Annotated in this window: 19 protein-coding genes; 7 read left to right on the top strand and 12 right to left on the bottom strand. The window is 45.1% G+C overall.

Annotated elements, in window-relative coordinates:
• Positions 1-2: 2 nt before the first annotated feature.
• Genes EYB58_RS19250 through EYB58_RS19240 form a run of 3 tightly spaced genes read left to right on the top strand, consistent with a single transcriptional unit; the run spans position 3 to position 4,130 of the window.
• Positions 3-2,147 (top strand): type I secretion system permease/ATPase, encoded by a 2,145-nt coding sequence (locus EYB58_RS19250; protein WP_111957821.1) that lies wholly within the window; start codon positions 3-5, stop codon positions 2,145-2,147.
• Positions 2,147-3,535, top strand: a complete 1,389-nt coding sequence (locus tag EYB58_RS19245) for an HlyD family type I secretion periplasmic adaptor subunit (protein WP_111957819.1) — start codon at positions 2,147-2,149, stop codon at positions 3,533-3,535. The genes EYB58_RS19250 and EYB58_RS19245 overlap by 1 nt, the downstream gene beginning before the upstream one ends.
• A 4-nt stretch (positions 3,536-3,539) precedes the next feature.
• The gene (locus EYB58_RS19240) at positions 3,540-4,130 is read left to right on the top strand and encodes a response regulator transcription factor (protein WP_111957817.1); all 591 of its coding nucleotides are present in this window, start codon (positions 3,540-3,542) and stop codon (positions 4,128-4,130) included.
• Between the two features lie 103 nt (positions 4,131-4,233).
• Here the strand turns inward: EYB58_RS19240 and EYB58_RS19235 are convergent, their stop codons facing one another.
• Complete coding sequence (locus EYB58_RS19235) at positions 4,234-6,606, bottom strand: retention module-containing protein (RefSeq protein WP_111957815.1); 2,373 nt, start codon at positions 6,604-6,606, stop codon at positions 4,234-4,236.
• A gap of 598 nt (positions 6,607-7,204) precedes the next feature.
• Here EYB58_RS19235 and EYB58_RS19230 point away from each other — a divergent pair.
• On the top strand, positions 7,205-7,837 hold the full coding sequence (locus EYB58_RS19230) for a PEP-CTERM sorting domain-containing protein (protein ID WP_111957813.1): 633 nt from the start codon (positions 7,205-7,207) through the stop codon (positions 7,835-7,837).
• A gap of 282 nt (positions 7,838-8,119) precedes the next feature.
• Here the strand turns inward: EYB58_RS19230 and EYB58_RS19225 are convergent, their stop codons facing one another.
• Positions 8,120-9,070, bottom strand: a complete 951-nt coding sequence (locus EYB58_RS19225; protein ID WP_111957811.1) for an acyltransferase — start codon at positions 9,068-9,070, stop codon at positions 8,120-8,122.
• 93 nt (positions 9,071-9,163) lie between these two features.
• Here EYB58_RS19225 and EYB58_RS19220 point away from each other — a divergent pair, with 93 nt between their 5' ends.
• The gene (locus EYB58_RS19220; protein ID WP_111957809.1) at positions 9,164-9,721 is read left to right on the top strand and encodes a type I restriction enzyme HsdR N-terminal domain-containing protein; all 558 of its coding nucleotides are present in this window, start codon (positions 9,164-9,166) and stop codon (positions 9,719-9,721) included.
• Positions 9,722-9,866: 145 nt separating this feature from the next.
• Here the strand turns inward: EYB58_RS19220 and uvrA are convergent, their stop codons facing one another.
• Complete coding sequence (gene uvrA / locus EYB58_RS19215) at positions 9,867-12,692, bottom strand: excinuclease ABC subunit UvrA (RefSeq protein WP_111957807.1); 2,826 nt, start codon at positions 12,690-12,692, stop codon at positions 9,867-9,869.
• Complete coding sequence (gene pdxA / locus EYB58_RS19210; protein ID WP_111957805.1) at positions 12,682-13,716, bottom strand: 4-hydroxythreonine-4-phosphate dehydrogenase PdxA; 1,035 nt, start codon at positions 13,714-13,716, stop codon at positions 12,682-12,684. Before pdxA ends, uvrA begins: the two co-directional genes overlap by 11 nt.
• A 512-nt stretch (positions 13,717-14,228) precedes the next feature.
• On the opposite strand from pdxA, the gene dnaA reads away from it, so the two are divergent.
• Positions 14,229-15,632 (top strand): chromosomal replication initiator protein DnaA, encoded by a 1,404-nt coding sequence (gene dnaA, locus EYB58_RS19205; protein WP_111957801.1) that lies wholly within the window; start codon positions 14,229-14,231, stop codon positions 15,630-15,632.
• Between the two features lie 96 nt (positions 15,633-15,728).
• Here the strand turns inward: dnaA and EYB58_RS19200 are convergent, their stop codons facing one another.
• The 8 genes from EYB58_RS19200 to EYB58_RS19165 all read right to left on the bottom strand — a co-directional run bounded on the left by EYB58_RS19200 (position 15,729) and on the right by EYB58_RS19165 (position 22,747).
• Positions 15,729-15,947: a hypothetical protein gene (locus EYB58_RS19200; protein WP_111957799.1), complete on the bottom strand. Its 219-nt coding sequence runs from the start codon at positions 15,945-15,947 to the stop codon at positions 15,729-15,731.
• A gap of 95 nt (positions 15,948-16,042) precedes the next feature.
• Positions 16,043-17,659: a GTPase HflX gene (gene hflX, locus EYB58_RS19195; RefSeq protein ID WP_111957797.1), complete on the bottom strand. Its 1,617-nt coding sequence runs from the start codon at positions 17,657-17,659 to the stop codon at positions 16,043-16,045.
• Positions 17,656-19,035 carry a replicative DNA helicase gene (gene dnaB, locus EYB58_RS19190; RefSeq protein ID WP_111957795.1) on the bottom strand — a complete coding sequence of 460 codons (1,380 nt, stop codon included), beginning with the start codon at positions 19,033-19,035 and terminating at the stop codon, positions 17,656-17,658. The genes hflX and dnaB overlap by 4 nt, the downstream gene beginning before the upstream one ends.
• 63 nt (positions 19,036-19,098) lie before the next feature.
• Positions 19,099-19,557 (bottom strand): 50S ribosomal protein L9, encoded by a 459-nt coding sequence (gene rplI / locus EYB58_RS19185; RefSeq protein ID WP_111957793.1) that lies wholly within the window; start codon positions 19,555-19,557, stop codon positions 19,099-19,101.
• Between the two features lie 45 nt (positions 19,558-19,602).
• Positions 19,603-20,535, bottom strand: a complete 933-nt coding sequence (locus EYB58_RS19180) for a DUF2232 domain-containing protein (RefSeq protein ID WP_111957791.1) — start codon at positions 20,533-20,535, stop codon at positions 19,603-19,605.
• A 31-nt stretch (positions 20,536-20,566) separates the two neighbouring features.
• Positions 20,567-20,824 carry a 30S ribosomal protein S18 gene (gene rpsR, locus EYB58_RS19175; RefSeq protein WP_111957789.1) on the bottom strand — a complete coding sequence of 86 codons (258 nt, stop codon included), beginning with the start codon at positions 20,822-20,824 and terminating at the stop codon, positions 20,567-20,569.
• A 23-nt stretch (positions 20,825-20,847) separates the two neighbouring features.
• Complete coding sequence (gene rpsF, locus EYB58_RS19170; RefSeq protein ID WP_111957787.1) at positions 20,848-21,369, bottom strand: 30S ribosomal protein S6; 522 nt, start codon at positions 21,367-21,369, stop codon at positions 20,848-20,850.
• 208 nt (positions 21,370-21,577) lie between these two features.
• A complete protein-coding gene (locus tag EYB58_RS19165) occupies positions 21,578-22,747 on the bottom strand; it encodes a CNNM domain-containing protein (protein ID WP_165477787.1) in 1,170 nt (389 codons plus the stop codon).
• Positions 22,748-22,961: 214 nt separating this feature from the next.
• Between EYB58_RS19165 and leuS the strand changes: the two genes are divergently transcribed.
• Positions 22,962-25,562 carry a leucine--tRNA ligase gene (gene leuS / locus EYB58_RS19160; RefSeq protein ID WP_111957783.1) on the top strand — a complete coding sequence of 867 codons (2,601 nt, stop codon included), beginning with the start codon at positions 22,962-22,964 and terminating at the stop codon, positions 25,560-25,562.

The following is a 25,562-nucleotide window of genomic DNA, read 5'->3' as shown; positions in this document are numbered from 1 at the left end:
ATATGAGCCAAACCCATTTTTCCGATCCTTTGATGCAGTGCCTGGTAGCAATGACCAGACTGAACCACACGCCCAGTTCTGAAAAAGTCCTTTCCCATGGCCTTCCGTTTGAACCCGGTGCAGATCGGCCGCGGCTGTTCAGTATTGACAATCCCAAAGCCAATTTTTCGCGTGCTGCGCAAAAAGCCGGGTTCGTTTCAAAGCTGCAGAAGCGTAAGCTTAAACAGATTCCTTCCCTGGTTCTCCCTGCGATTCTCACCCTTAAAGATGACAATGCATGTCTTCTGCTTGACATTAATTTTGAGAAAAAAAACGCTGAGGTCATACTTCCCTGGCTTGATGACAATCCGGTTCAAATTGGCCTTGAAAAATTGGAAGAGGAGTACCTCGGGTATGTGTTTTTTCTTAAAAAGAAATTTAAAGGAGCAAACCAGGATCCTGCGGCAGCCGGTATTCTAAAGAAAAAAAATTGGTTCTTCGGCACGCTCATGAAATTTAAAGGGATCTACGGTAGGGTGCTTCTTGCCACATTCCTGGTGAATCTTTTTGTCATTGCAGGACCTATTTTCACCCTGAATGTTTATGACCGCATTATTCCCCATAATGCAACAGACACATTGTGGGTTCTGGCCTGCGGGGTCGGCCTGATTTATATTTTTGACTTGATTCTTAAAAATATCAGAACCTACTTCCTTGAGAATACCGCACGCCGGAGCGATGTGATTCTTTCTTCCATGCTTTTTGAACAGGCCATGAACCTGAAATTGCGGGATAAACCGGGATCTATCGGTTCATTTTCAAGCATTATAAGAGATTTTGACGGCATACGGTCTTTTTTTGCCTCAAGTGCAATCACCGCATTTATAGATCTTCCATTTGCTGTTATTTTTCTTCTGGTGATATATTCAATTAACCATCTCATTGTGCTTATCCCGCTTGTAACGGTTTTTTTAATTTTGGTCATCAGTATCCCCATGCGGTATTTGATCCAGAAAACCATCGACAGTACCCATGATGCCACCCACCACAGGAATAGTGTGCTCATAGAATCTTTATCCAATCTTGAAGCGATAAAGGCGTATAATGCCGGCAGTTCCATGCAGTGGCATTGGGAGGAAAGCTGCGGATTTATTGCAGACAAAAGCCAGCGTTCACGGGTCAGATCCGGATTTCTTTCCACCATGACCGCTTTTCTAACACAGGTGAACAGCGTGGCCATTATTATTGCCGGCGTTTATCTGATCAAGGATGGCGAATTAACTATGGGCGGTCTGATTGCGGTTAATATTCTTGCTTCCCGTTCCATTTCCCCCATGGCTCAGGCTGTTTCCTTGATGTTGAATTTTGGCCAGATGAAAGCCGGATTAAAATCCCTTAATACCTTCATGCAAAAAGATGTCGAACGGCCTGAAAATAAAAAATTTATCCACCGGCCTAACATTAAAGGTGACATTGAATTCAAAGATGTCGGTTTCAATTATCCTGAAGAACAAAGCCGGGCCGTTTCGAATATCAGCTTCCACATAAAATCAGGGGAGCGCGTCGGTATCATCGGCGCCGTCGGGTCAGGAAAGTCCACCATCGGCAAGCTGCTACTCAGCTTGTTTGAACCGGACGAGGGTTCTATTTTTATTGACGGCCTGAACATCAATCAGATTGATCCGGCAGATTTACGGCATAATTTTTCCTATGTGCCCCAGGATGTGACGCTTTTTTCCGGAAGTGTGCGGGACAATGTTACGCTGAAATCAGCCCACGCGTCGGATGATGCTATTATCAGGGCGGCCAGGATCGGCGGGGTGAACACATTTACCGACCGCCATCCCCAGGGCATGGATCTCCAGGTCGGGGAAAAGGGAACCCGGCTGTCCGGAGGTCAGCGCCAGTCGGTTGCCGTTTCCATGGCATTTATTGAAAAAAGCCCGATTATTTTGCTGGATGAACCGACAAATGCCATGGATTTTAATACCGAGGCCCAGGTGATTGCAAATATAGGTCGTGTAACTAAAGGGTATACCACCATTATCATCACCCATAAACCTTCGATCCTTAAAATTGTTGACCGGCTTCTTGTCATGGACAAAGGCAGGCTTGTCATGGACGGCCCTAAAGATGAAATTCTTGCACGGCTGGCAGGGAAAAAATAATGAGCATTGATATCAACTCTGTTAAAAAAATCCCCCCGCAACGATGGCCGGTGGGAAACAACAAAAAAAAATACAGCCGGACTGATATCGAATTCATGGACAGCCTGAGTGCTGCCGTGTTATCGGACAGCCCGGCCAAGACCAATATTTTGCTTTACGCGGTTGCCCTGGTGGTCATTTCCCTTATTATATGGGCCAATTATGCACAACTTGATGAGAGAACCCAAGGCATCGGTCGGTTGATTCCTTCCCGACAGATCCAGGTGATTCAGAATCTTGAAGGTGGTATTATAAAAGAAATCAAGGTGGTCGAGGGGGAGGCCGTTAAAAAAGGACAGGTACTTGTTATTATTGATAATACAGGCGCAGGTAGCTCCTTTGAAGAAAGTCGGAGTGTGATCAATGAGCTGCGTGCTCGTACTATTCGATTTGCAGCGGAAGCCGACATTCGAAGTTTTCAAGCAGGTGTAGAAAAAGAAGAAGGTCTTGCGCCGGATCTGCTTGAAAAGGAACAAAGGCTGTATGATTCCAATGTTTCCCGCAAACAAAGTGAAATAGAAGTTTTAAAACAGCGCATCAGACAGCGGGAGATTGAGTTGTCCGATACCCGTATGTCCATAACCAATCTGAAAACTAGCAAAGAAATGATCGCAAGGGAAATGGCGCTTACCAAACCCATGTTTGAAAAAAGACTGGTATCGGAACTTGAATTCATCCAGCTCAAGCAAAGGGTTTTGGATAAAAAGAACGAATATGAAAGCGCGGTAAATGAGGCAAGATCTTTAGCGTCAAAAATAAAGGAAAGTCGGAACCAGCTCAAAGAAATCCAGAGCCGGCACAAGTCCGAAGCACAGGAAGAGCTGAACAAGGCCTTGGCCGAAATATCACGGTTGAAAAAAAATCAGGTGGCCATAAAAGACCGGGTGATGCGGACAAATGTGCGTTCGCCTGTGGAGGGTACGGTGAAACAACTGTTGTTTAATACCGTGGGCGGCGTGGTTAAACCGGGCATGGATATTATAGAAATTGTTCCCAATGATGACAAACTCCTGGTTGAAGCCAAGATACGACCCTCTGATATTGCATTTTTGTATCCGGGGCTCAAGGCGGTGGTCAAACTGACGGCCTATGATTATGCCATCTACGGCGGCCTTGACGGCAAGGTCGTTCACATCAGTGCGGATACGATCACTGATGATCGGCAGGAGGAATTTTATCTTGTCAGGGTCATGACCGAAAGAAATTACCTTGGAACCGAAGATAATAAAAAAGAGATGATTGCCGGAATGACGGCCCAGGTCGATATTATTACCGGCAAAAAAACCATTATGCAGTATTTGATGAAACCGATCCTCAGAGCAAAAAGCAATGCGTTGAGGGAAAGATAGAATCATGATGTCTGACTATATCTATAGCAACGATCTGACTTTGGTGCTGCGCTGCAAGGAGTTGTTCGGCGGCAGAAAAAAGATAGAGCATCTGCCGGCTAAAAAACAACTTGCCGGTTATGATATCTCACAAAAAGATATTCTGATCATTGATTTTGAATCCTGTGATGAAAAAGACCTGCCAAGGATTGTCTGCCCCTGCATGGCCCTTGTTGCCATCCCGCAAAAAGATCAGGCATTGCGACTGTTACAAAAGGGGATACGGGCTTACGGTAACCGGCATATGCATGAAGACAACCTGAAGCAGGCGATCGCAACCCTTAAAGCAGGTCAGATTTGGCTGCCCCCGGCCATCATCACCCAGGTGATCTCGGCATTACCGAAGACCAAAGCCGAGGACGAAAGAAAAGATCTGTTGAACGCTTTGACATCCCGGGAGGCAGAAGTGGTCAAATGGCTGGTTAACGGGTTGTCAAACCAGGAGATCAGTGAAAAAATGTTTGTTTCCGTCCGAACGGTTAAAGCCCATTTGACCTCTATTTTTAATAAAACCGGTTGCCGTAACCGGCTTGAACTTGCCACCCGGATGAAATAAAAAAAGCCGTACCGGAAAACTCGGTACGGCTTTTTTTATTCTTTAGATTTTTGTCGTGGGTTGAGTCCGGGTGTTTTCGATAGACCAGATCAGCCCATGGTTGTTATACCGGAAATGAATCTCCGTTATCAACATCCACATCAATGTCTACACCGTCATTCACCGGCGCGATGGTTACCTGGATGCTGTTATCCGCGACATTGGTAAACAAGCCATTGCCTTCATGGGTCCATTCTCCGTCTTCAACACCTGTCAGTGTAACAGAAGCACCTGTTTCCCCAGTAATCTGAAGCGTGTTATTTTCATCTGTCATACTCAAAACTCGATCCAGGCTAAGAGTCAGCGTCTGATCAACACTGTTCTCACTCAGATCAATGCTTTCAATATTTTTGACATTACTGAAATCAAGTTCAGTCTCATTGCTCACAACCAAGGTGTCAAACCCGGATCCGCCGTCAACCACATCATTGCCTGACCCTGCATCTATGATATCGTCTCCTTCCTGTCCGTAAATGATGTCATCTCCGGTGCCACCCTCTATATAATCGTATCCGCCATCGCGAGTGTCGCCGTCGGATGTCCCGTCATTAAGTATGGTTTCTGCTGCCAGTTCTTCATGGTTTTCCTGGATATACCGGATGGTATCCTCCCGGGTCCACAGGTCAGGATTTGCTTCTTCCAGGTTTTCAAATACTTCCCAGCCAGATCCGTCAGGTAGGTCCTTGATCGTTGATAGATCATATTCCTCATTTTCAAGATTTTCAAACACACCGTCGGTATTCAGGACATCACCGAAAATAAGATCGTTGCCGTCATTGCCGTAAATGTCATCACTGCCCGCAGGAGAAAGATCAAAATCGGTCACAAGGTCAGAGATAACACCGCTCAGTGAATTTGCGTCTGAAAGACTGGTTGCATCATTTTCCGAATCGATATCGTCCAATATCGCTTCACCGCGGTCACTCATATTAATCCCAACAGCCTTTATACTGTCAACATTAGAAGCAAGCGTGTTCAAGGCTTCATTAAGGTTGGTAGTGTTGATGTTTGGTATACCATCACTAATGAAAATAACATCGTTTTGGGCATAAGACGTGTCCACAAGAGTGTCGGCTGCAGTAAATGCGTCCGTATAATTTGTCCAGCCGGCATATGTCAGGTTGTCTATCCAGTCGTAGATTTCATCCATATCACCTGTTAAAGAATTTAAGTTATCTATACTGTTATCTATGATTACAGCATCACCGGATTTGGTAAAAGAGATCCAGGCAGAGGTGCCTGCATAAGTTGAAAAAGGTAAAAGCGTAATTTTTACACTGCCATCGGCACTGTCTTCAACCTTTTGGTATAATTCATCGATCAAATCTTTGACCGCCTGCTGGAGGTCCTCCATCCGGGTGGTTAAACCATCATCCTTTTCACGCATTGAATCGGAGGTATCCATCACCAGAATATAATTGTTATCCAGTGTTTCCGTGACCGTGCCGGGATCTCCAACCAGGATATCTGCGCCGTCTTGGCCAAGGAGTGCTCCCTGAACATTTCCGTCCGTATTTACTGTATGGTAATCGGTCTCTGAAGTGCCTTCAACATCATCCAATGGTGGGGTGTCGAGGGCTTGATCTTCGTTATAGTCTCCTTGGTCGTCATCCTGTGGATCGGACCCAACGATAAAAACAGGATCAGGATCGGGATCAGGATCGGGATTAGGATCAGGATCGGGATCAGGATCGGGATCAGGATCGGGATCAGGATCGGGATTAGGATCAGGATCGGGATCAGGATCGGGATCAGGATCGGGATCAGGATCGGGATCAGGATCGGGATTAGGATCAGGATCGGGATCAGGATCGGGATCAGGATCGGGATCAGGATCGGGATCAGAATCGGGATCAGGATCAGGTTCGGGATCAGGTTCGGGATCAGGATCGGGATCAGGTTCGGGATCAGGTTCGGGATCAGAATCAGGATCGGGATCAGGTTCGGGATCAGAATCAGGTTCGGGATCAGGTTCGGGTACTTCCTCCTCTTCGCCTTCTATTTCGGGAAAATCTTCATCTTCATCACCATATTCAGTACCGAACAGATAACTGTCGACTTCGCCCCCGGATTGATCACCTGCATAGTAGGCAAGATTATAATCATGTTCTTCATTTTCTTCACCTGCAGCAGCCTCTTCATCGGGAATTTCTTCACCTGCTTCCAGGGCGGCCTGAATTTCCTGCACTTCCGTAACCACCGCATCCTGTGGTGCAACGGTTGCAACAACGGTGTCATCAATGACAACTTGGCTGTTTTCCGCCAATTTCAGTGTCCTTCCATCGTTCAGTTCAATGGTAAGATTGGAACCGGTGGCTGTTTCAATGATTTCATTGTCATAGACCACGTCCCCGGCAACAAGTTGGCGGACCTGGCCATCCGGCGTCCGTGCACTTACACTGCCTGTAATTGTTTTAATGATTCCGGCTTGTGCCATGATTTTTCCTCCAAGTTGTTTTAACTTCAGACCTCGTTACTTTTTAACCTCTTTGGTGTGTAAGATGCTTTGTTAAAGCGACTTTTAACAATTTGCCTAAAAGTTGGACACTTATATTCCATCAGTTTATATAAATTCAATAACTTACAAGATGATCATCTGCCCGAGTGTCCAAAAAATATAGGCAAAAATAACGAGGTCTGGAATTGATTTAAATGATGTTATAATACCAGATAAAAATGATCTGTATTATTTTACACAAGTATAATTGATTTTTTTAAAAAAAATATTGTACCAAGGTCTAATTTTTCTTTGAAATGTGAATCAGTATAGGTTATACAAGAGGTTGCTCTATTTTAATATAAAAAATGGGCAATAAATATGGCTAATTCGTGTAAAAATATTCTATATATTGGGTAAAAATGTAACTATTTCGTGTTTTTTAAAGTTGTTTAGCTACTTCTATTTTTTCGCAAAAAACCTTTTTAATAAAGCCTGACAAATCTTTTTATATATTTGGCATTTTAATTGCTTAAAATTTTTTTAGGTAAAAGTGGTGAATAATTCTTTGGATAAAATAATATACAGGAGAAACCTCATGAGAAAGTTTTTATTTTTAATTGGATTTTTACTGAGTATCGGGATCATCGGCCAGGCATCTGCTATAACTATTCAAAATGCCAGTTTTGAAGATGGTTTAGATGCATCAAATGGATGGGATAACTCTGGTACTGTTGCGACCAGTTCAAGTTTTTATTATCGTATGTATGATACAACATTCAATGCAACGGATGGTGATGATTTTGCACAATTAACAGGAGACACTTATATTTATCAGGAGTTGAGTTGGTCTACAGGGGATATTATTTCATTTGACTGGAATTTTTTAAGCTTTGATAGTGGCCTGCTTACAGATTCTTGGTACTTTGGCGTTTATAATCTTAACTCAGGGGACCTTATAGAAACAATAGTCACGATGTCATTTGAAGAATTGGTTGTATTTCCAATTGAATGGCAACCCTTTTCCTATAAGTTTGAATCTGATTCTAAAGCAGACTACGCTATCATTTTTGGTGTTTCTATTGATCCGGATAACTATTCTTATTCTTCTTATGAGCCTTCAGTATTACTTGTCGATAACATAACCACGACCACAATTCCGGAGCCTGCCACCATGTTCCTCTTGGCTTTCGGTCTTCTCTCAATCGCGGGAATCCGTAGAAAGTTGTAGCACCCGCGAAGTGAAAACATGGACAGAAAAACAGCCTGATATTTTTATAGGAAGGGTACAATTAAGTTACTGAAATTTCCTTTTTCATTCTTTGTTGTGGGTTGAGACTGGTTGGTGATAAGATAAAGCCAGATCAGCCCATGGCTGTTATAAAATATAAAAAAGGGTGCTATTCATTAAAGACCGGGTCTACAGAAAAAAACACCTCCCCGCGAAAAAACGGATTTTTTTATTGGCCCCTTTCCAATGCTCTGAATTTTAAATAAGTTTATCAAAGCCCCTTTAATTCTTGATTTTTTTTATATGTGATTGCCCTAACCAGGCCGATGGCCTGTCCGCCGATTCACAAAGAAGCAGTTTTTTCAGTTTTTCGTCCTTTTCCTGCCAGATCTTATTAAGCCAATCACAGAATTGTTTCTTATACACATCATTATTGAAGTAATCACCAATCATCTGTTCACCCACAGGGAATACATCCACGTCCACAATGATCTGTTTGGTTTTGCCTGAAATATAGTCCCAGAAGGTCGGCACCCCGCCCGGATAGACAATGGCTACATTCACAATATGGTGAAGGTATTCGCCCATGGAGCTCAGCACAAAAGCAATACCGCCTGCTCTGGGCAAAAGGAGCCGCTCAAAGGGCGAGTTTTGACATTCATGTTTTTCCGGGGTAAACCGGGTGCCTTCCACAAAATTCATCACTGACACCGGGGTATGTTTGAATTTTTCACACGCCTTGCGGGTTTGTTCAAGATCTTTTCCCTTCAGGTGGGGATTGGCTTCTAGAAATTTTTTTGAATACCGTTTCATGAACGGAAAATCCAGCGCCCACCAGGCAAGCCCCAGAAATGGTACCCAGATCAGCTCTTTTTTTAAGAAAAATTTCAACATAGGGATTTTGCGATTAAAAATTTTTTGCAGTACCAGGATGTCCACCCAGGACTGGTGGTTGGATATGACAAGATACCAGTCCTTTTTTTTTAACTGGGTCAAGCCTTTCACCTGCCAGTCTATCCTGTTGAACAGGTCACAATTCACGCCGTTGATACTGATCCACAGGGTTGCAAGCCAAATAATAATTTTGTCCAATAATACAATAACCCCTTTAAAAGGTAGAACAAATTTTAAAAAAGATGTTAAAATCAAAGGCACAGTCAAACAAAGCGTGTTTATTAGATATCCAATAAATGAAAGTACCCCCTTAACCGGTGTGGGAAGAAAATCCAGCATGACTGATACACCCTTTTTATAAATTTTTTATGGCATTCATAATGTTTTTCTGCATATAAGGTCAATAACTTAATTAAAATTAAAGGGGACGTTATGAGTGACAATTCCCATCACTTGATCCTGGGTGAGCTTGTTGATTTTTTAAGTGGCAAAGCCATTACAGATACCCATGATGAACGGTATCGTCAGCAAATTGCCCGTCATCTGGTAAACGATCTGGGATTTGATAAGTCAGATATTGAGGCGCGGCGGGAAATAACTATCCAAACCACTGAACGTAGTGCGGTTGTGATTGCTGATTTTCTGGTTTACATGAATCAGCGCGCCGTCATGATGATTAATTATGCCCCAGGTTCTCTTGTGACCCGGCGTCTGCCGACGCTGGCATTGTCGCGGCTGATCTTTGATTACCAGATCCCTTTTGTGGTGGTCACCAATGGCCAGGATGCTGAACTGATTTCAGGTAACACCGGAAAGGTGGAAGGGGAGGGGATATCTGCCGTTCCCGGGCCTGATCATCATATGATAAAATCTTTACCTAATGAATTTGAAACGGTGTCCGCCAAACGACGCGGCCAGGCAGAAAAGATCGCCTTTGCCTGCTTGGTGGACGGGTCCTGTATGGTAGAGAACTATTGTGACGAATGTTGATTTGTGCTTGGACGAAAAGTCACCCATCTGCGGCGTTGCAAAAAAAATTACAATCCTCACATACGTTAGTATGCTCCGGTTGTAACCTTTTCTGCGCCTTGCATATGGGTAACTTTTCGTCCAAACACGGTCTTTTGTTCACGCACTAATTTGCCAAAACCCGGTTCAGGTAAAAGCCCGTATGGGACAACGGTGTAGAGGCCACTTGTTCCGGGGTGCCTTCAGCGATGATCTGCCCACCCTGGTCTCCACCTTCAGGGCCAAGATCAATGACATAATCCGCGCATTTAATGACATCAAGGTGGTGTTCAATAACCACCACGGTGTTGCCTGCATCCACAAGTCTGTTCAGCACGGCCAATAGCTTTTTGATATCATCGGTATGCAGGCCTGTGGTGGGTTCATCGAGAATGTAAATGGTTTTTCCCGTGCTTTTCTTGGACAGCTCCCTGGCAATTTTTATACGCTGGGCTTCCCCGCCAGATAGTGTTGTGGCCGCCTGGCCCAGTTTGATATATCCCAACCCTGTTTCCACTAACGTGGAAAGGGTGTGCCGAATTGATGATATATTGTCAAAAAATTTAAGGGCCTGATTGACGGTCATATCCAGAACCTGGGCTATGTTTTTTCCTTTGAACTTTATTTCAAGGGTTTCTTTGTTGAATTGCATGCCGTTGCACACATCACAGGTGACATAAACGTCAGGCAGAAAATGCATTTCAATTTTGATGATGCCGTCTCCTTGGCAGGATTCGCATCTGCCGCCCTTGATATTAAAACTGAACCGCCCGGCCTTGTAGCCCCGGGCCTTTGCCTCGGGCGTCTGTGCAAATAATTCTCTTATATGGGTGAGAACCCCAGTATAGGTGCCTGGATTGGATCTCGGGGTTTTGCCGATGGGGGACTGATCAATATGGATAACCCTGTCGATATATTCCATGCCTGAAATGGCGGCATGTTTTCCCACGGGTTTTTCAGATTTGTTAATGGTGCTTGCAAGGGCCTGGTAAAGGGTTGACAGAACCAGGGTCGATTTTCCTGATCCTGATACGCCTGTTACACAGGTTAAACACCCTATGGGAAAGGAGACATCAATATCCTTAAGGTTGTTTTCACTTGCCTTTTGGACCGTTAAAAATGTTTTGGTGCCGGTTCGCCTGGTCTCCGGTACAGGAATGTTTCGTTTTCCGGAAAGATACAGCCCAGTGAGACAGGATGCTTTGACCAGTTCTTCGGGCGGACCTGAAAACATCACCTGACCACCGTTAACACCTGCCTTTGGACCCACATCAACAATGTGATCTGCGGCCAGCATGGTTTCTTCATCATGTTCCACCACCAGTACGGTATTGCCCAGGTCCTTTAGATGCATCAGCGTACTGAGCAGGCGGGCATTGTCCCGTTGGTGTAGACCTATGCTGGGTTCATCAAGCACATAAAGGACTCCGGAAAGTTTTGAACCTATCTGGGTGGCCAGCCGGATGCGCTGACTTTCTCCGCCTGAAAGGGTTGCTGCGGAGCGGTCAAGGGTCAGATAGTCAAGGCCCACATCTTCAAGAAAAGAAAGCCTTTGGGACAATTCTGTAAGAATGGATTTAGATACGGCTTTTTCCCTGCCTGTCAAATGAAGGCTGTTTATAAAATCATCTGCCTGCTTAACGGACATGGCCGTGATCTGGTGGATGGTTTTATCTGCCACCTGTACTGCCGAAGCGCCGGAATTCAGGCGGGAACCATTACACTTAGAGCAGACTTTCTGGCCCATGTATTTGCCAAGGTTTTGTCTGACAGATGCTGATTTTGTCTCCTGGAAACGGTGGGCAAGTTGTTGAATTACGCCGTCAAATGTCTTTTCATAAACGATTTTTTTGTCGGCTTGTTCAACATAAAAAGGAATTTTATGGGTGCCGGACCCAAAGAGAATAACTTTTTGAAAGGTTGTGGAAAGGTCTTTAAAAGGTGTGTAGATATCTTCATTATAATGGGTCACTAGGGCGTCTAAAAATTCCATATGACGTACGGAATCCTTTCCGGCCCAGGGTAATACCGCTCCCTGGCGCAGGGACAAGTGATGGTTCGCGACAATTTTGGCCGGATCAAACTCCCTTAAATAACCAAGACCATCACAATGGGGACATGCACCCTGGGGGGAATTAAATGAAAAGCTGGCGGGAGAAAATTGCGGATAAGAGATGCCGCAGGTGTGGCAGGTGGATTTTTCACTGAAAAGAGTCTGTGTTTTTAGATCCAGATTATCAATGACCACCTGACCTTGGGCAAGGGCCAGTGCGGCTTCAACGGAATCGGTTAGTCGTTGTTCGATCCCCTGTTTTAAAATCAGCCGGTCCACCACAACATCTATGGCATGTGCTTTTTTCTTATCAAGTGCCGGTGCATCTTCAATTAAGCAGACATGCCCGTCTATTTTAAGCCTTGCAAATCCTTCCTTTTTCAGATGATGGATAAGTTTTTCGTGCCCGCCTTTTTTGTTTGTGACCACAGGGGCCAGCACCATTATTTTCTGTGCTTTTTCTGGCATTGGAAAAAGGATGCTCTGTATGATCTGGTCGATGGATGCAGATGAAATGGGTTTACCGCAGATATGGCAGTGGGACCTGCCGGCCCTGGCAAAAAGCAGGCGCAGGTAATCATAGATTTCCGTGACGGTTCCCACCGTAGATCTGGGGTTGTGGGAGGCGGTTTTTTGTTCAATGGCAATGGCAGGAGACAGCCCCTCTATGGCATCTACATCCGGTTTATCCATCTGGCCTAAAAACTGGCGGGCATAGGTGGATAAAGATTCAACGTAGCGTCTCTGGCCTTCGGCATAAAGCGTGTCAAAGGCCAGGGTGGATTTACCGGAACCTGAAAGTCCGGTGACCACGGTCAGGCTATTTTTGGGGATACTGACATCAATATTTTTAAGGTTATGGGTTCTGGCGCCTTTAATTATGATGTGGTCAATTGGCATTACTATTGCCATGCTTTTTTTGATTAATCGCTTGGCCGGCCGCCATTTTAATGGCCTCTTTCATGCTTGATGGGTCTGCTTTTCCTGTCCAGGCAATATCATAGGCGGTACCGTGGTCCACGGATGTACGTATAATGGGAAGCCCGATGGTGGTGTTCACTCCATCCCTGAAATGCACCAGCTTGAAAGGGATCAGCCCCTGGTCGTGATACATGCAGATTACGGCGTCAAATTGCCCCTCAACAGCTTGAAAAAAAACGGTATCTGGCGGGTACGGACCTCTAATATCAACCCCTTTTTCCTGTGCCTCTATTATTGCGGGTAAAATGATATCCGCCTCTTCGTTACCGAACATGCCCTGCTCGCCGGCATGGGGATTTAGGCCTGCCACGGCAAGTCTGGGGCTTTTTATGCCGAACCTTGTGATCAAGGTGTTCCGGGTCAGGTTTATAATTCTTGTTATTTCCTGGCTGCTCAGTCGTTCCGGCACCTGGGACAAGGGTATGTGAATAGTCGTTAAAACCACTTTTAGGCGGGGGCCTGCCATCATCATCGCAAAATTGTCCGTGCCTGTTTTATGTGCAATCAACTCGGTATGACCATGAAAGGATGACCCGGCCAATTTCAGGCCTGTTTTGGTAATGGGGCCTGTGACCAGGGCATCAATCGCACCGGACAGGGCAAGGTCTACCCCCGCATTGATATAGGTTTCCATGGCGCTTCCGGTCTCTACGGTGGGGTGCCCAAGTTTAGCCACATCCGGGTTCAGGTTGGAAAGGCACATCAGAAACCCCTTGGGAAAATTAGATAAATCGCAATTTAATTCGTCTGTTATGGCTAACTTTGGAAGTATCTCAGAATCAACATCCGCTTTTTTAAGTATTTCGATATCACCTAAAACAACAGGGATGCACGAGTTTAAAATTTCAGGGTCGGCAAGGCTTTTAATTATTATTTCAGGGCCGATACCTGCAGGATCTCCCATGGTTATGCCAAGAACAGGCCGGTCTGATTGGGTATTCATAATTAGATATTACTTTCATTTATATGTTAAATTCAAAAAATATACTATTGACTAAACAGGGTGTAAATACAATTTAGGAATGAATTTGTGAAACCCTTATAAATTTGAGGGTTGATCGGTTTTTTAGACTTTTGTTTAATTTGAAGAAATTCACAGAAAATCGGTAAAAATCGAAGAAAATTTTTTTTACATTCTTTGCGAATATTTAATTTTTCAAAAAATACCTTTTGAAAATAGGGATTTGTCGAACCTATTGTAATCAGAACGCATTTCGTTTGTTCCACAAAAAAAATGTTATAAAAACAGGTCGTTGAGAAAATATACCACACGTTTTTCTAACTGAGGCCTAACTATCTTTATCACATTTGACCAATCAATCAGATTCACATAAAACCTCAAATCAAAATACTACAATCATTATAACCACTGTTAATGTCAATCCTAATTATTAGCCGCGTTACTTTATATTATCGGCTTTGCTTTGTATTGTTTGGAAGGCTTTGTATTGCTCAATGGATTCGTTTTTAAAAGAAGTAAAATCACATATTAAAGAATTAGTTCCAGACCATTGTTACCGAATGTGGATTGAACCCGTGATATTATCCGCCCACAATGCTGAAACTATTGTTCTGTCGGTGCCCAATGATTTCTATGTCAAACGGCTCAAAGAGAACTATATGGGGTATTTTGAAGACGGTTTTTTGCGGTTGGGGCATAAAGTCCGCATTGAATTTGAGGTAGGCAAAAAAAAAATAAAATCAGGTTCCGGCCAGACTCAAAAAGGCCGGGCACAAAAAACAACTGGGGTGCTGCCCGTCATCCCGATAGCTAACAGTGTACCGGCAGAATTTCATCCGCAGCTTCCCGGTATGACCCCGGCATTTAATTGCGGGCGCATGCTTAAAAAGAATTTTACATTTGATGATTTTGTTGTGGGGGACAATTCCAGCTTTGCCTATACGGCCTCTTTATATCTGGCTCAGGGGAAGCTTAACGGAACTGGAGTGCTTTTTCTTCTGGGCAAGACAGGTCTTGGAAAAAGCCATCTGTCCCAGGCTGTCGGCCATCATATGCTCACGCATAATGGGGGCCAGCGGGTTTTTTATGTCACGGCCGAGGATTTTACCAATGAAATGATCTATTCCTTAAGAAATAATAGTATTGACCGGTTTAAGGAAAAATACCGCCTTAAATGTGATGTGCTGATCCTGGAAGATGTTCATTTTCTGACCGGAAAGTCCGCCACCCAAAAAGAGCTTGCCATGACCCTGGACTATCTGATTGATGCCGATAAGAAAATTATTTTTTCAGGATGCGACCGACCTGATGAGATCCCTAAATTAAACGAAAACCTAAAATCCAGGCTGAATATGGGGGTCGTTACGGAGATCAAAGCGCCTGATTTTGCCACTCGGGTAAAAATTTTAAACAAGAAATCCAAGGCCATTCAGTGTGTTTTGCCCACACCTGTGACCGAATATATTGCCCAAGAGGCGTGTAGTGATGTCCGCCAGCTTGAGAGTGCGCTTTTAAGCGTTGTTACCAGGGGGCAGCTGATGAAGCGGAACATTGACGTTGAGCTTGCCAGGCGTGTGCTTGGAAAAATGAATGGGACGCGAAAACGCATAACCATTGATCTGATCAAAAAACTGGTCTGTGACGCATTTGATGTTTCTGAACAAGAACTTATCTCTAAATCCAGGAAACACCGCATTGTCAAACCCCGCCAGGTGGCAATGTTTCTATCAAAGAAATATACCGACCAACCCATAAAAACAATTGGGGCCAGTTTTAAACGTTACCATGCAACAGCGATCTATTCCGTCAATGCGGTTGAAAAGGAAATGAAGCAAAAAGGTCAACGTTACGAGCAGGTTACATATCTGACCAACAAACTTGAAGCAGGTGGGTTTTAAACGAAGAATACGGCAAACAAAATGGTGGATTTAATTTTTTCCCAAGTTCTGAGCCCACAAGATACCCTTTTTATTGGAATCATTGAAAACAAATAATCAGTTGGGTTTTACTGCGTAATCATTGTAGATCAAAAGCTTTTCCAAAATATCAATTTTGGGATGACGGGACTGCATAACGCAGCATTTTATGGATATCGCGCAATAATCAAAACAGAGTCTGCAGTTTTTATCAAATTCCCCAAAACAGTCTGGAACGTCCATTGAGTCTTCTTTGATATTTTCTTCTTCCATTAACCGGTCTAATCGTATTTCCATATGAAATTCCAAGGCAAGTGGTTTTTATGTTAAATATGTTAAAGTATATGTCTCTTTTTTTCAACCCGGGTTTTGGTAAAAAATGATAATGAGCCTTATACCATGGCTTCGAGTTTTTCAACCAAAGGGGTAAGCGTTGATTTTTTTTGTGCTGAAATCACAATTCCCTGGTTTAACAGCCAGGGTGAATCAAAATTTTCCAAATCAGCCAGGTCCATTTTATTGAATACATACAATGTGGGGATTTTATTCAGGTTCAAAGAGTTCAGCAACTGGTCCACGGTTTCTTTTTGCTGCATGTACCTGGGGTTTGAAATATCAATAACATGAAGTATGACATCTGCCTGCTCAAGTTCCTCTAAAGTGGCGTGAAATGCTTCTAAAAGCTCCTTGGGCAGATTCTGGATAAAGCCCACGGTATCTGTGATGATCACTTCCTTATCCCGGGGAAACCTCAGCCTTCGTGAGGAGGGGTCCAGGGTGGCAAACAGCCGATTTGCGGCAATAATGTTGCTCTGGGTCAGGGTGTTGAGTAGCGTTGACTTACCGGCATTGGTATATCCTACAATGGAAATGACCGGCAGCGCCTTTCTATTTCGCATTGCTTTTTGCTGGGTACGCTGTTTGCGGATTTTTTTAATTTCTTTTTTCAGCCTGGTGATACGCTCCCGTGCACGACGGCGGTTCACCTCAAGTTTAGTTTCTCCAGGGCCTCTGCCGCCAATTCCACCTGTCAGCCTGGACATGGCCGTATTTTTCGTGATCAGGCGGGGCAGCATATATTCCAGCTGGGCCAGTTCCACCTGAAATTTGCCTTCACTGGATTTGGCCTGTTTGGCAAAAATATCGAGTATAAGCTGGGTACGGTCAATGACCTTCATCTCCACAAAATCGGTGATGGATCGTATTTGGGAAGGGCTCAGTTCCCGGTCAAAGACTAGCATTGTGGCATAATTCTGGATGGCCTTGATAATCAGTTCTGATAATTTGCCTTTGCCCACCACAAACTTAGGGTCAATTTTTTTTCTTTGCTGGATGGCTTTGCCCACCACGTTGATCCGGCTTGTCTTGCACAATTCCTTGAGCTCATCCATAGAGACGTGTGCAGAATTGACCTCTTGGGTTGCCGCATTGATCAAAAAAGCATTTTCCCGGCTGGTTCCCGGGCTGTGCTGACGGTTGTGTTGGGAAAGTTCGGATTCAAGTTCAAAAATTTGAGACTGGCAGTCTATATTGAGATGGTCAAGGGATGTGCCGGGAAGTATTCTGTATGGATCTGCTTTGGGATCTGGCAGAATATGCGCGGAGTACACAGGACCAGGGGTCCCATCGGCATTCAGGCAGATGGCGGTGATGTAATCCAGGCGCAGAAGGGCAAGGTCGGTGAGATCATCCCGTGTCAAGGGCTCGTGGGATAGATGCGTATGGATGCAGCGCAGCCCCTTAAGTCGGCCAGGGCCGGGTTGAAAATCCGGTGTCACGGGGATAACGATGCGATGGGGTTCTCCCGCAATGACACAGATGACTTTTCCGTTTCGTTCCAGAAGAAGGCCGATCTGGCGGCGGATATCCCGGCTGATGGCAACAATTTCGATGGCTGCCTGCCGGGAAAGAATATATTCCGGTGGTGATTTGAGGTTGTAAAGATTTTCAATCCGGTTTATCTGGGCTTTGTTCAGCCCGTCAAGGGTGCCGTAGACAATGCGTTTCATTTAAATCCCTGATAGGCTTCGGGTGCCAGTTCCTCAAACCGGGTGTACTGGCCGTTGAATACCATGTGTGCAGTACCAATACTCCCGTTACGATTTTTGGCAACAATGATTTCTGCTGTTCCTTTTTTGGGGTTATCCGGCTCTTTATTGTAGACCTCGTCCCGGTAAATAAAGGAGATAATATCCGCATCCTGTTCAATGGCGCCTGATTCGCGTAAATCAGACATCATGGGCCGTTTGTCCGAGCGTTGTTCAAGGGCACGGTTCAATTGGGATAGCGCGAGAACCGGAATCTTAAGTTCTTTGGCAAGGGATTTTAACGACCTTGAAATATCGGCAATTTCAAGATCCCTTCGATCAGAATGGATGGATGATTTCATTAACTGCAGGTAATCAATGATCACTAATCCAATGTCTTTATTAACTTGGAACAGTTTCCTGGATTTGGCCCGAAGATCCATAACCGATATGGCCGGTGTATCATCAATGAAAATTGGAATCTCATTGAGAACGCCTGCCGCATCCGTAAAATTCTGCCAGTCTTCGGGGCTGAACACCCCGCTGCGTAGCCGGTTGGCATCCACCCGTGCTTCGGATGTTAACAGCCGCATGGATAATTGTTCTTTGGACATTTCAAGGGAAAATACCGCCACGGGTCTGCGGTAGTGAAATGCGACATTTCTGGCAATATTCAGGGCAAATGCGGTTTTTCCCATGGAGGGGCGGGCAGCCAGAATAATAAGATCCGAAGGCTGTAGTCCGGATGTGATTCTGTCAAGCCTTGGATACCCGGTCGAAAGTCCTGCAAGTCCACCTTCCTTGCCCTGCAGCTCTTCTAACTGGTCAATGTTCAGGTTGATGAGCTCTGATAGGGGCCTAAAAGGACTGCCGGACTGCCGGTCGGCAATTTTCAGGACTGATCCCTGGGACTCATCAAGTATATCTTTAAAATCACCTTTGTCTTCAAGGCAGCGCTCAATGGTCGCAGAGCATGCATTGATAAGCTGCCGCAACGTTGATTTTTCACGGATGATCCTGGCATAATGCACGGCATTGACCGCCACCGGTGCTGCATCGGAAATGGCTGCAAGAAAAGCAGGTCCGCCAACCCCTTCCAATTCATTCTTTTCATTAAGGTGATTGGCAACGGTCACAAGGTCAGCAGGTTCCTCTTTTTTGGAAAGTTCTGTGATGGCCCTGAAAATTTTTTTATGCGCCCCTTTATAAAAATCATCGGGTTTGAGGATTTCAATAATGTCAAACAGGCTGTCATTATTTATAAAGATGGCGGACAGAAGTGAGGCTTCTGCATCTGTATCATGGGGCGGGGTACGATTAAGCAGATGATCTGATTGAACGGATTCTTTTTTTGCCATCAATGACCTTTAAAGACACCTGCAGAACTTTGGATTCCAAAATTCTGCAGGCATATGTCGGAACTATTTTTCCTGTTTATCTTCTGCTACAACCGTTACGGTGATTTCCGGTTCAACATCCTTATATAAACGGATGGGTACCTTGTATTCACCGGTCTCCTTGATAGGTTCTGCAAGGAGAATGGCACGGCGTTCAACTTCAACATTCTGTGCATCCAGAGCATCTTTGATGTCATGGGAGGTTACAGAACCGTAAAGATAAATTTCCTCGCGGACCTTGGCCTTGATTGTAATCGCAACTTCTTTGACTTTTGCTGCCATCTCTTCGGCAATCTTTCTTTCTTTTGCAATCTGAAGTTCAAGTTTAGCCCGGGCCTGCTCCATAACTTTGCGATTGGCAGGGGTTGCAATAACCGCTTTACCCTGGGGCAGCAGATAATTGCGTCCATATCCTTCCGCCACTTTGCACTCGGTACCAGCGATACCCAAAGTGTCGATGGTTTCCTTTAATATTACTTTCATTGTAAACCTCCAATCCGGCCGTAATTTTACGGTTCGGCATATATTTTATTTTCGTGATGCAGAAAGTTTCCTGAAATCAATCCAGTGGTCAAAAAAACCAAGAACAATGACAAGGATTAAAACATACACCTGTACGGCAATGAGAAAATAGCAAAATCCTTTCAAAGCCATGGGTGTGTTTTTTTTCTGAAAAAAAAAGGAGACAACTGCAATTCCTTGAAAAAAATAGACAAGCATTAAAACAATCAGGCAGTTGATGCCAAATATTTTCACGGGGCCTGTGGGAATCATTAAAGCCATTGCACAACCGATAAATACCCAGACCAGCATGTCCGGCGCTTTATATCGATTTAAGTGTTCAATGCTTTTGAGGGTGATACCCTTGTATTTTAAAATCTTTCTGATAATCAGGATATTCAACCACAGGGTTGTTATAAAAGAAATCATGAACATGCCCGGCATGACAATCATCATGGATGATATCAGCTTTTGGGTCATATCCTGATTCATTCCGATTTCAGGAGAGAGCTGTTTGGCAATACTTAAAGACTGATTTATGTAATCCGTCATTAAGGCGGATAATGTCCGTCCCTGGCTGATGGTGTAGATCATAAGCACTAAAACGACAGCGCCAGCCGCTATTAGAGCGGTCAGACCCATGGTTTTTTGAATACTCATATGCCGCTCAAGGCATTCTCCTAAAACCATACCGGTTGCCAGAAGCAACCCAAAGTAAAGTGTGTCAAAAGCGAAGCCTTTGGCCATAAGAACGAGTATAAAAAAACTTGCTGCAGCAATAAATGCCCCACTGTTTCTGCCAAGTTTAAGACGGTAAAAAAGCACCGGCAGGGGCAGAAACAGAAGAACAAACACACCAAGCAGGGGGGACGCAAACACCACGCCATAAATCAATAGACAAAAAAGAATGCCTGTCAAAGTTTCCCTGATGAAAGCCGGGTGTGTTATGGATAACGGCATATCCCAAAAACCTGTGAAAATCTTTTTTATTTTAATTTAAGGGACGACCCACAAAGGGCAAAAGTGCAATCTGCCGAGCCTGCTTGATGGCCACTGTCAGCTTGCGCTGGTGTTTGGCGCAGGTCCCTGTGATGCGGCGGGGAATGATTTTGCCCCGTTCAGTAATGAACTGCTTGAGTGCTTTGGGATTTTTGTAGTCAAGTTCCATGGAGCTGTCCACGCAGAACCTGCAGATTTTCCGGCGCTGATAGAATCTGTTTTTTCCGCCGCCTCTCTGACCTTTATACATACTTGATCTCCTTTGTGCTTGAATTATTCCTTGGATTCTTCGGCAGGTTCAGATGTCTTTTTAGATTCTGTCTCTTGCGCATCATCCTGATCATCTGCATTCTCTTCAGCTTTATCACTTGTTTCTTCCGCGTCCCCTTGATCTTTTTTTACTTCTGCTTCCTGGGGTACCGCTTCTGCTTTTGTGGCTGATTCTTCAGCTTGCTGGGCTGCCGCTTTGGCCTCTTCAGCTTCTTGTCTAAGAGACTCTTCGGTGACGTGTTCCGTGATAAGGATGGTCATGAACTTCATGATAAAATCACTTAAACGAAAATTTCTTTCAAGCTCTGTAACCAGTGCTCCGGTTCCGCCGTAAGTCAAGCAAACATAGTATCCGCGCAGTTTCTTTTTGATCTCATAGGACAATTTTTTCAAGCCCCATTCATCAACGTTCAGAAGAATACCATTTTCTCTCTCAATGATACTTCTGACTCTTTCTAGTAGCTCTTCACGGGCCTGATCCGACATGTCCGAATCAGAAATGAATACGGTTTCGTACTTCCTCATTTTTCCTCCTTGTGGATATAAAGCCCCGGATCAACCTTATTATATAACCCGGAGCAAGGACAAAACAGTTACGCTTATTGTCCAGCTCAGGACAATAAAACCACTGTCTATATCATTTCAGTTATATGTGGTCAAGATAAATATCTGACTTTTAACCTAAATGTAACAAGTCTGCCGGAGCTGAAAACGAAACATGCGGCATTTCGGTTTAAATCGAAGAATCTTTAATCCCCATTTTTTTGGCACGCTTGACCCATCGTTTTCTCGCAAGGATGCGCATGTCTTCTACGCGGTCAGTCTCATCAACGATCTCCATGCCAATAATGCTTTCAATCAAATCCTCAAGGGTCACCAGACCTTCGGTGCCACCATGTTCATTAACGATAACCGCAATATGGTGGCGATTTTTCAAGGATTGTTCAAAAAGAGACGTCACGGATATGGACTCTGGAACAGTGAGTATTTCCCGTTTTAAAACATTCAGCACTTCTCCGGTTGACAAAAATGAATTGCCATTCCGGGGATATTCTGCAGATAAGGGTATTGAGCGTTCATTGTTCTTTTTTGGGCCTTGAATTCCGGGGGCTACATAATCCTGTGTCGAGTGGATCAATACGTCATCCTTGAGAATAAATCCGGTGATGCTGTCCACGCTATCTGTATAAATAGGTATTCGTGAAAAGGGTTTTCGGCTGATGATGGGCCAGGCATCTCTGATTTTCATGTCTTCAGGCAGCGCAAAAATAACGGTTCTCGGGGTCATGATATCCGATGGTTTAAGTGTTTCGAATCGAAGGAGGTTTTCGATGATTCTCGACTCTTTACTGTGAAGCTGTCCGGTTTTGACCCCCAGGGAGGCCATGGCGATCAGCTCATCTCTGCTGGAATTGTTGACAACCTTCCTACGGGAAATAAAGGCTGTCAGTTTTTCGGAAATCCAGACCACAGGATAGAGGATCACGATCAGTGATTGAACAAACCGAGCGGTTGGAACCTCAAGGATGGACCAGTAAACCGCGCCGATGGTTTTGGGAACAATCTCGGAAAGAAAGAGAATCATAAGCGTCATGATCGCTGAAAACAGGCCGAACCATGCGTTGCCGAATACCACGGTGGCTTTGGCGCCTGCGCCAATGGCGCCCACTGTATGGGCAATGGTGTTTAAAGTTAAAATGGCGGAAAGGGACTGATTCAGCTTGTCGTTTTTCAGCTTGCGCAAGCGTGCCGCATGTTTTGGGTTGCGTTCCCCCAATGCTTCGATGTAAGAAGGCGTGATGCTTAATAACACCGCCTCGGCAACGGAACAAAGGAACGAACACACCAGCGCCAATAGAACATATGCGGCCAGCATTATAACATCTTCAGGGGTATACGGCATATCGGTCACGTTAGGCCTTTAACTTTGGTTTTAGTTTAATAATTCATTATAACAGCCAAGGGTTGACTTGGTCTATCAATACCCATACTCAACAGATAGGGTTTACAAAAAATTTAAAGTTATTGCCATAAATACCTTTGCTATTTCGTCTGTCTTATGGCATCTAAAAAGGTTCAACTATAAATATAGATGCTTTTTGAAAGGAATTAAGATAATGGAGGAACGGTACATCCCTTCCCAGGTCGAGCCCAAATGGCAGGAATACTGGAAAAATACCCAGCTTTTCAAGGTAAAAGAAGATTCGTCCAGGGAAAAATATTATCTGCTTGAAATGTTTCCCTATCCTTCGGGAAAGATTCATATGGGGCATGTGCGCAATTACACCATCGGAGATGTGGTGGTCCGTTACAAGCGCATGAGAGGCTTTAATGTCATTCATCCCATGGGATGGGATGCCTTTGGTATGCCCGCGGAGAATGCAGCCATTGACAACAATACCCATCCGGCTGCCTGGACCTATGACAATATCCGGTCCATGCGGGCCCAGCTTAAGAAAATGGGTTTTTCCTATGACTGGGACAGGGAAATTGCCACCTGCCGGCCGGAATACTACCGCTGGGAACAGTGGCTGTTTTTAAAAATGCTTGAAAAGGGCATGGCCTACCGCAAGGAATCCTATGTGAACTGGTGTGAGAAATGCCAGACGGTGCTGGCCAATGAGCAGGTGGAGCAAGACAAATGCTGGCGGTGCTCCCAGGTGGTTCAGCAAAAAAAGTTGTGGCAGTGGTTTTTCAAAATAACCGATTATTCCGAAGACCTTCTGGTTCATTGTGATAAACTTCCCGGCTGGCCGGATAATGTCACCACCATGCAGAAAAACTGGATCGGCAAAAGCGTGGGCGCTCAGCTGGACTTTAAGGTGGACGGCAGTGACGAGGTGATCAATGTGTTCACCACCCGCCCTGACACCATTTTCGGTGCCACCTTCATGTGTCTGGCACCGGAACACCCCCTGGTGGAGACCCTGTCCAAGGGTACGGACCAGGAGACGGTCGTCTCCGAGTTTGTAGCAAGGGTGTCCAGGCAGGAACGCTCAGCCGAAGGCATTGAAAAATACGAAAAAGAAGGGGTCTTTACCGGCGCCTACTGTATCAATCCGGCCACCGGCGAAAAGATTCCTGTTTATACGGCCAATTTCGTTTTAATGGGCTATGGCACAGGGGCTATTATGTCCGTGCCTTCCGGGGATCAGCGGGACTTTGATTTCGCCCGAAAATACGGGCTTGAAATCCGGGTGGTGGTGCAGCCTGAAGGGGAGACTCTTGACGGTGCAACCATGACCGAGGCCTATGCCGGTCGCGGTGTTATGACCAATTCCGGACAATTTAACGGCATGGACAGCAAGGACGCCATTGAAAAAATGGCGGACTGGCTTGAAGAATCCGGCATTGGCAAGCGCGCGGTCTCTTTCCGTCTGCGTGACTGGGGCATTTCCCGCCAGCGGTACTGGGGTACGCCCATTCCGGTGATTCACTGCCCCTCATGTGGGATGATTCCGGTGCCGGAAACTGATCTGCCCATTATTCTGCCCGAAAATGCCAATCTGCTGGATAAGGGTCAGTCTCCTTTGCCGACCCTGGACTATTTTGCCAAGACCACCTGTCCAGCCTGCGGCAGAAAAGATGCCAAAAGGGATACCGATACCATGGACACCTTTGTGGAATCTTCCTGGTATTACCTGCGTTATTGTTCTCCCCGGTATGATAAGGGTATGTTTGATCCTAAAGCAGTGGAATACTGGATGCCCGTTGATCAGTATATTGGTGGTGTGGAGCATGCCGTGCTGCATCTTCTTTATTCCCGGTATTTTTTGCGGGTTCTCAATACCCTGGGGCTTGTGCCTTTTAAGGAACCGTTCACCAGACTTTTGACCCAGGGGATGGTGTGCAAAGAGACCATGACCTGTCCCGAGCATGGGTTCCTGTTTCCGGAGCAGGGTGAGAAAAAGGATGGCAAGCTTGTCTGTACCATGTGCGGCAAGGATGTGGATGTCGGACGTGTGATCAAGATGTCCAAATCCAAGAAGAACGTGGTCAATCCCAATGAGCTTCTGGAAAAATACGGCGCTGATGTGACCCGGTTGTTCTGTCTTTTTGCCGCGCCTCCTGAAAGGGATCTGGAGTGGAGCGAAGATGGTGTCGAAGGCAGTAATCGTTTTGTCAATCGTGTCTGGCGTCTGGCGTTGACCTGCATGGAAACCATTCAGGGTATCGATGCGTACAAAGGGTCGGCGGATTCACTTAAGGGTGAGCAGGCCAAAGAATTGTATATCAAGGCGAATCAGACGATCCAGAAGGTGACCGCAGATATTGAAACTAATTTCCATTTCAATACGGCCATTGCCGCAGTCATGGAACTTGTCAATGCCATGTACACGGTTACGCTTGAAAAGGCCGATGATGAGCTCAAGTCCGTGGTTTGGTTCTGCCTTGAAAATGTACTGCTCTTGCTCAGTCCCATTCTTCCCCACTTCTGCGAGGAGTTATTTGCCCATATGGGGAGCAAGGACTCTATTCTTAAACAACCCTGGCCTGAATTCAGAAAAGATTCCATGCAGACCGACGAGGTGCTTGTTGTGGTTCAGGTGAACGGAAAATTGCGGGCAAAATTTCCCATGGGCACTGATGCAGGAGAAGATGATATTAAATCTGCCGCCCTTGGGGATTCAAGGATTGTCAAGTATATCGACGGAAAAGAAATCCGTAAGATCATTGTGATTCGTAAAAAACAGACCCTTGTTAATATTGTGGTGTAA

The organism is Desulfobacter hydrogenophilus, from assembly GCF_004319545.1.
Lineage (GTDB): Bacteria > Desulfobacterota > Desulfobacteria > Desulfobacterales > Desulfobacteraceae > Desulfobacter > Desulfobacter hydrogenophilus.
The sequence above is the reverse complement of the archived record's forward strand: the minus strand, read 5'-3'. Positions and strand labels throughout refer to the sequence as shown.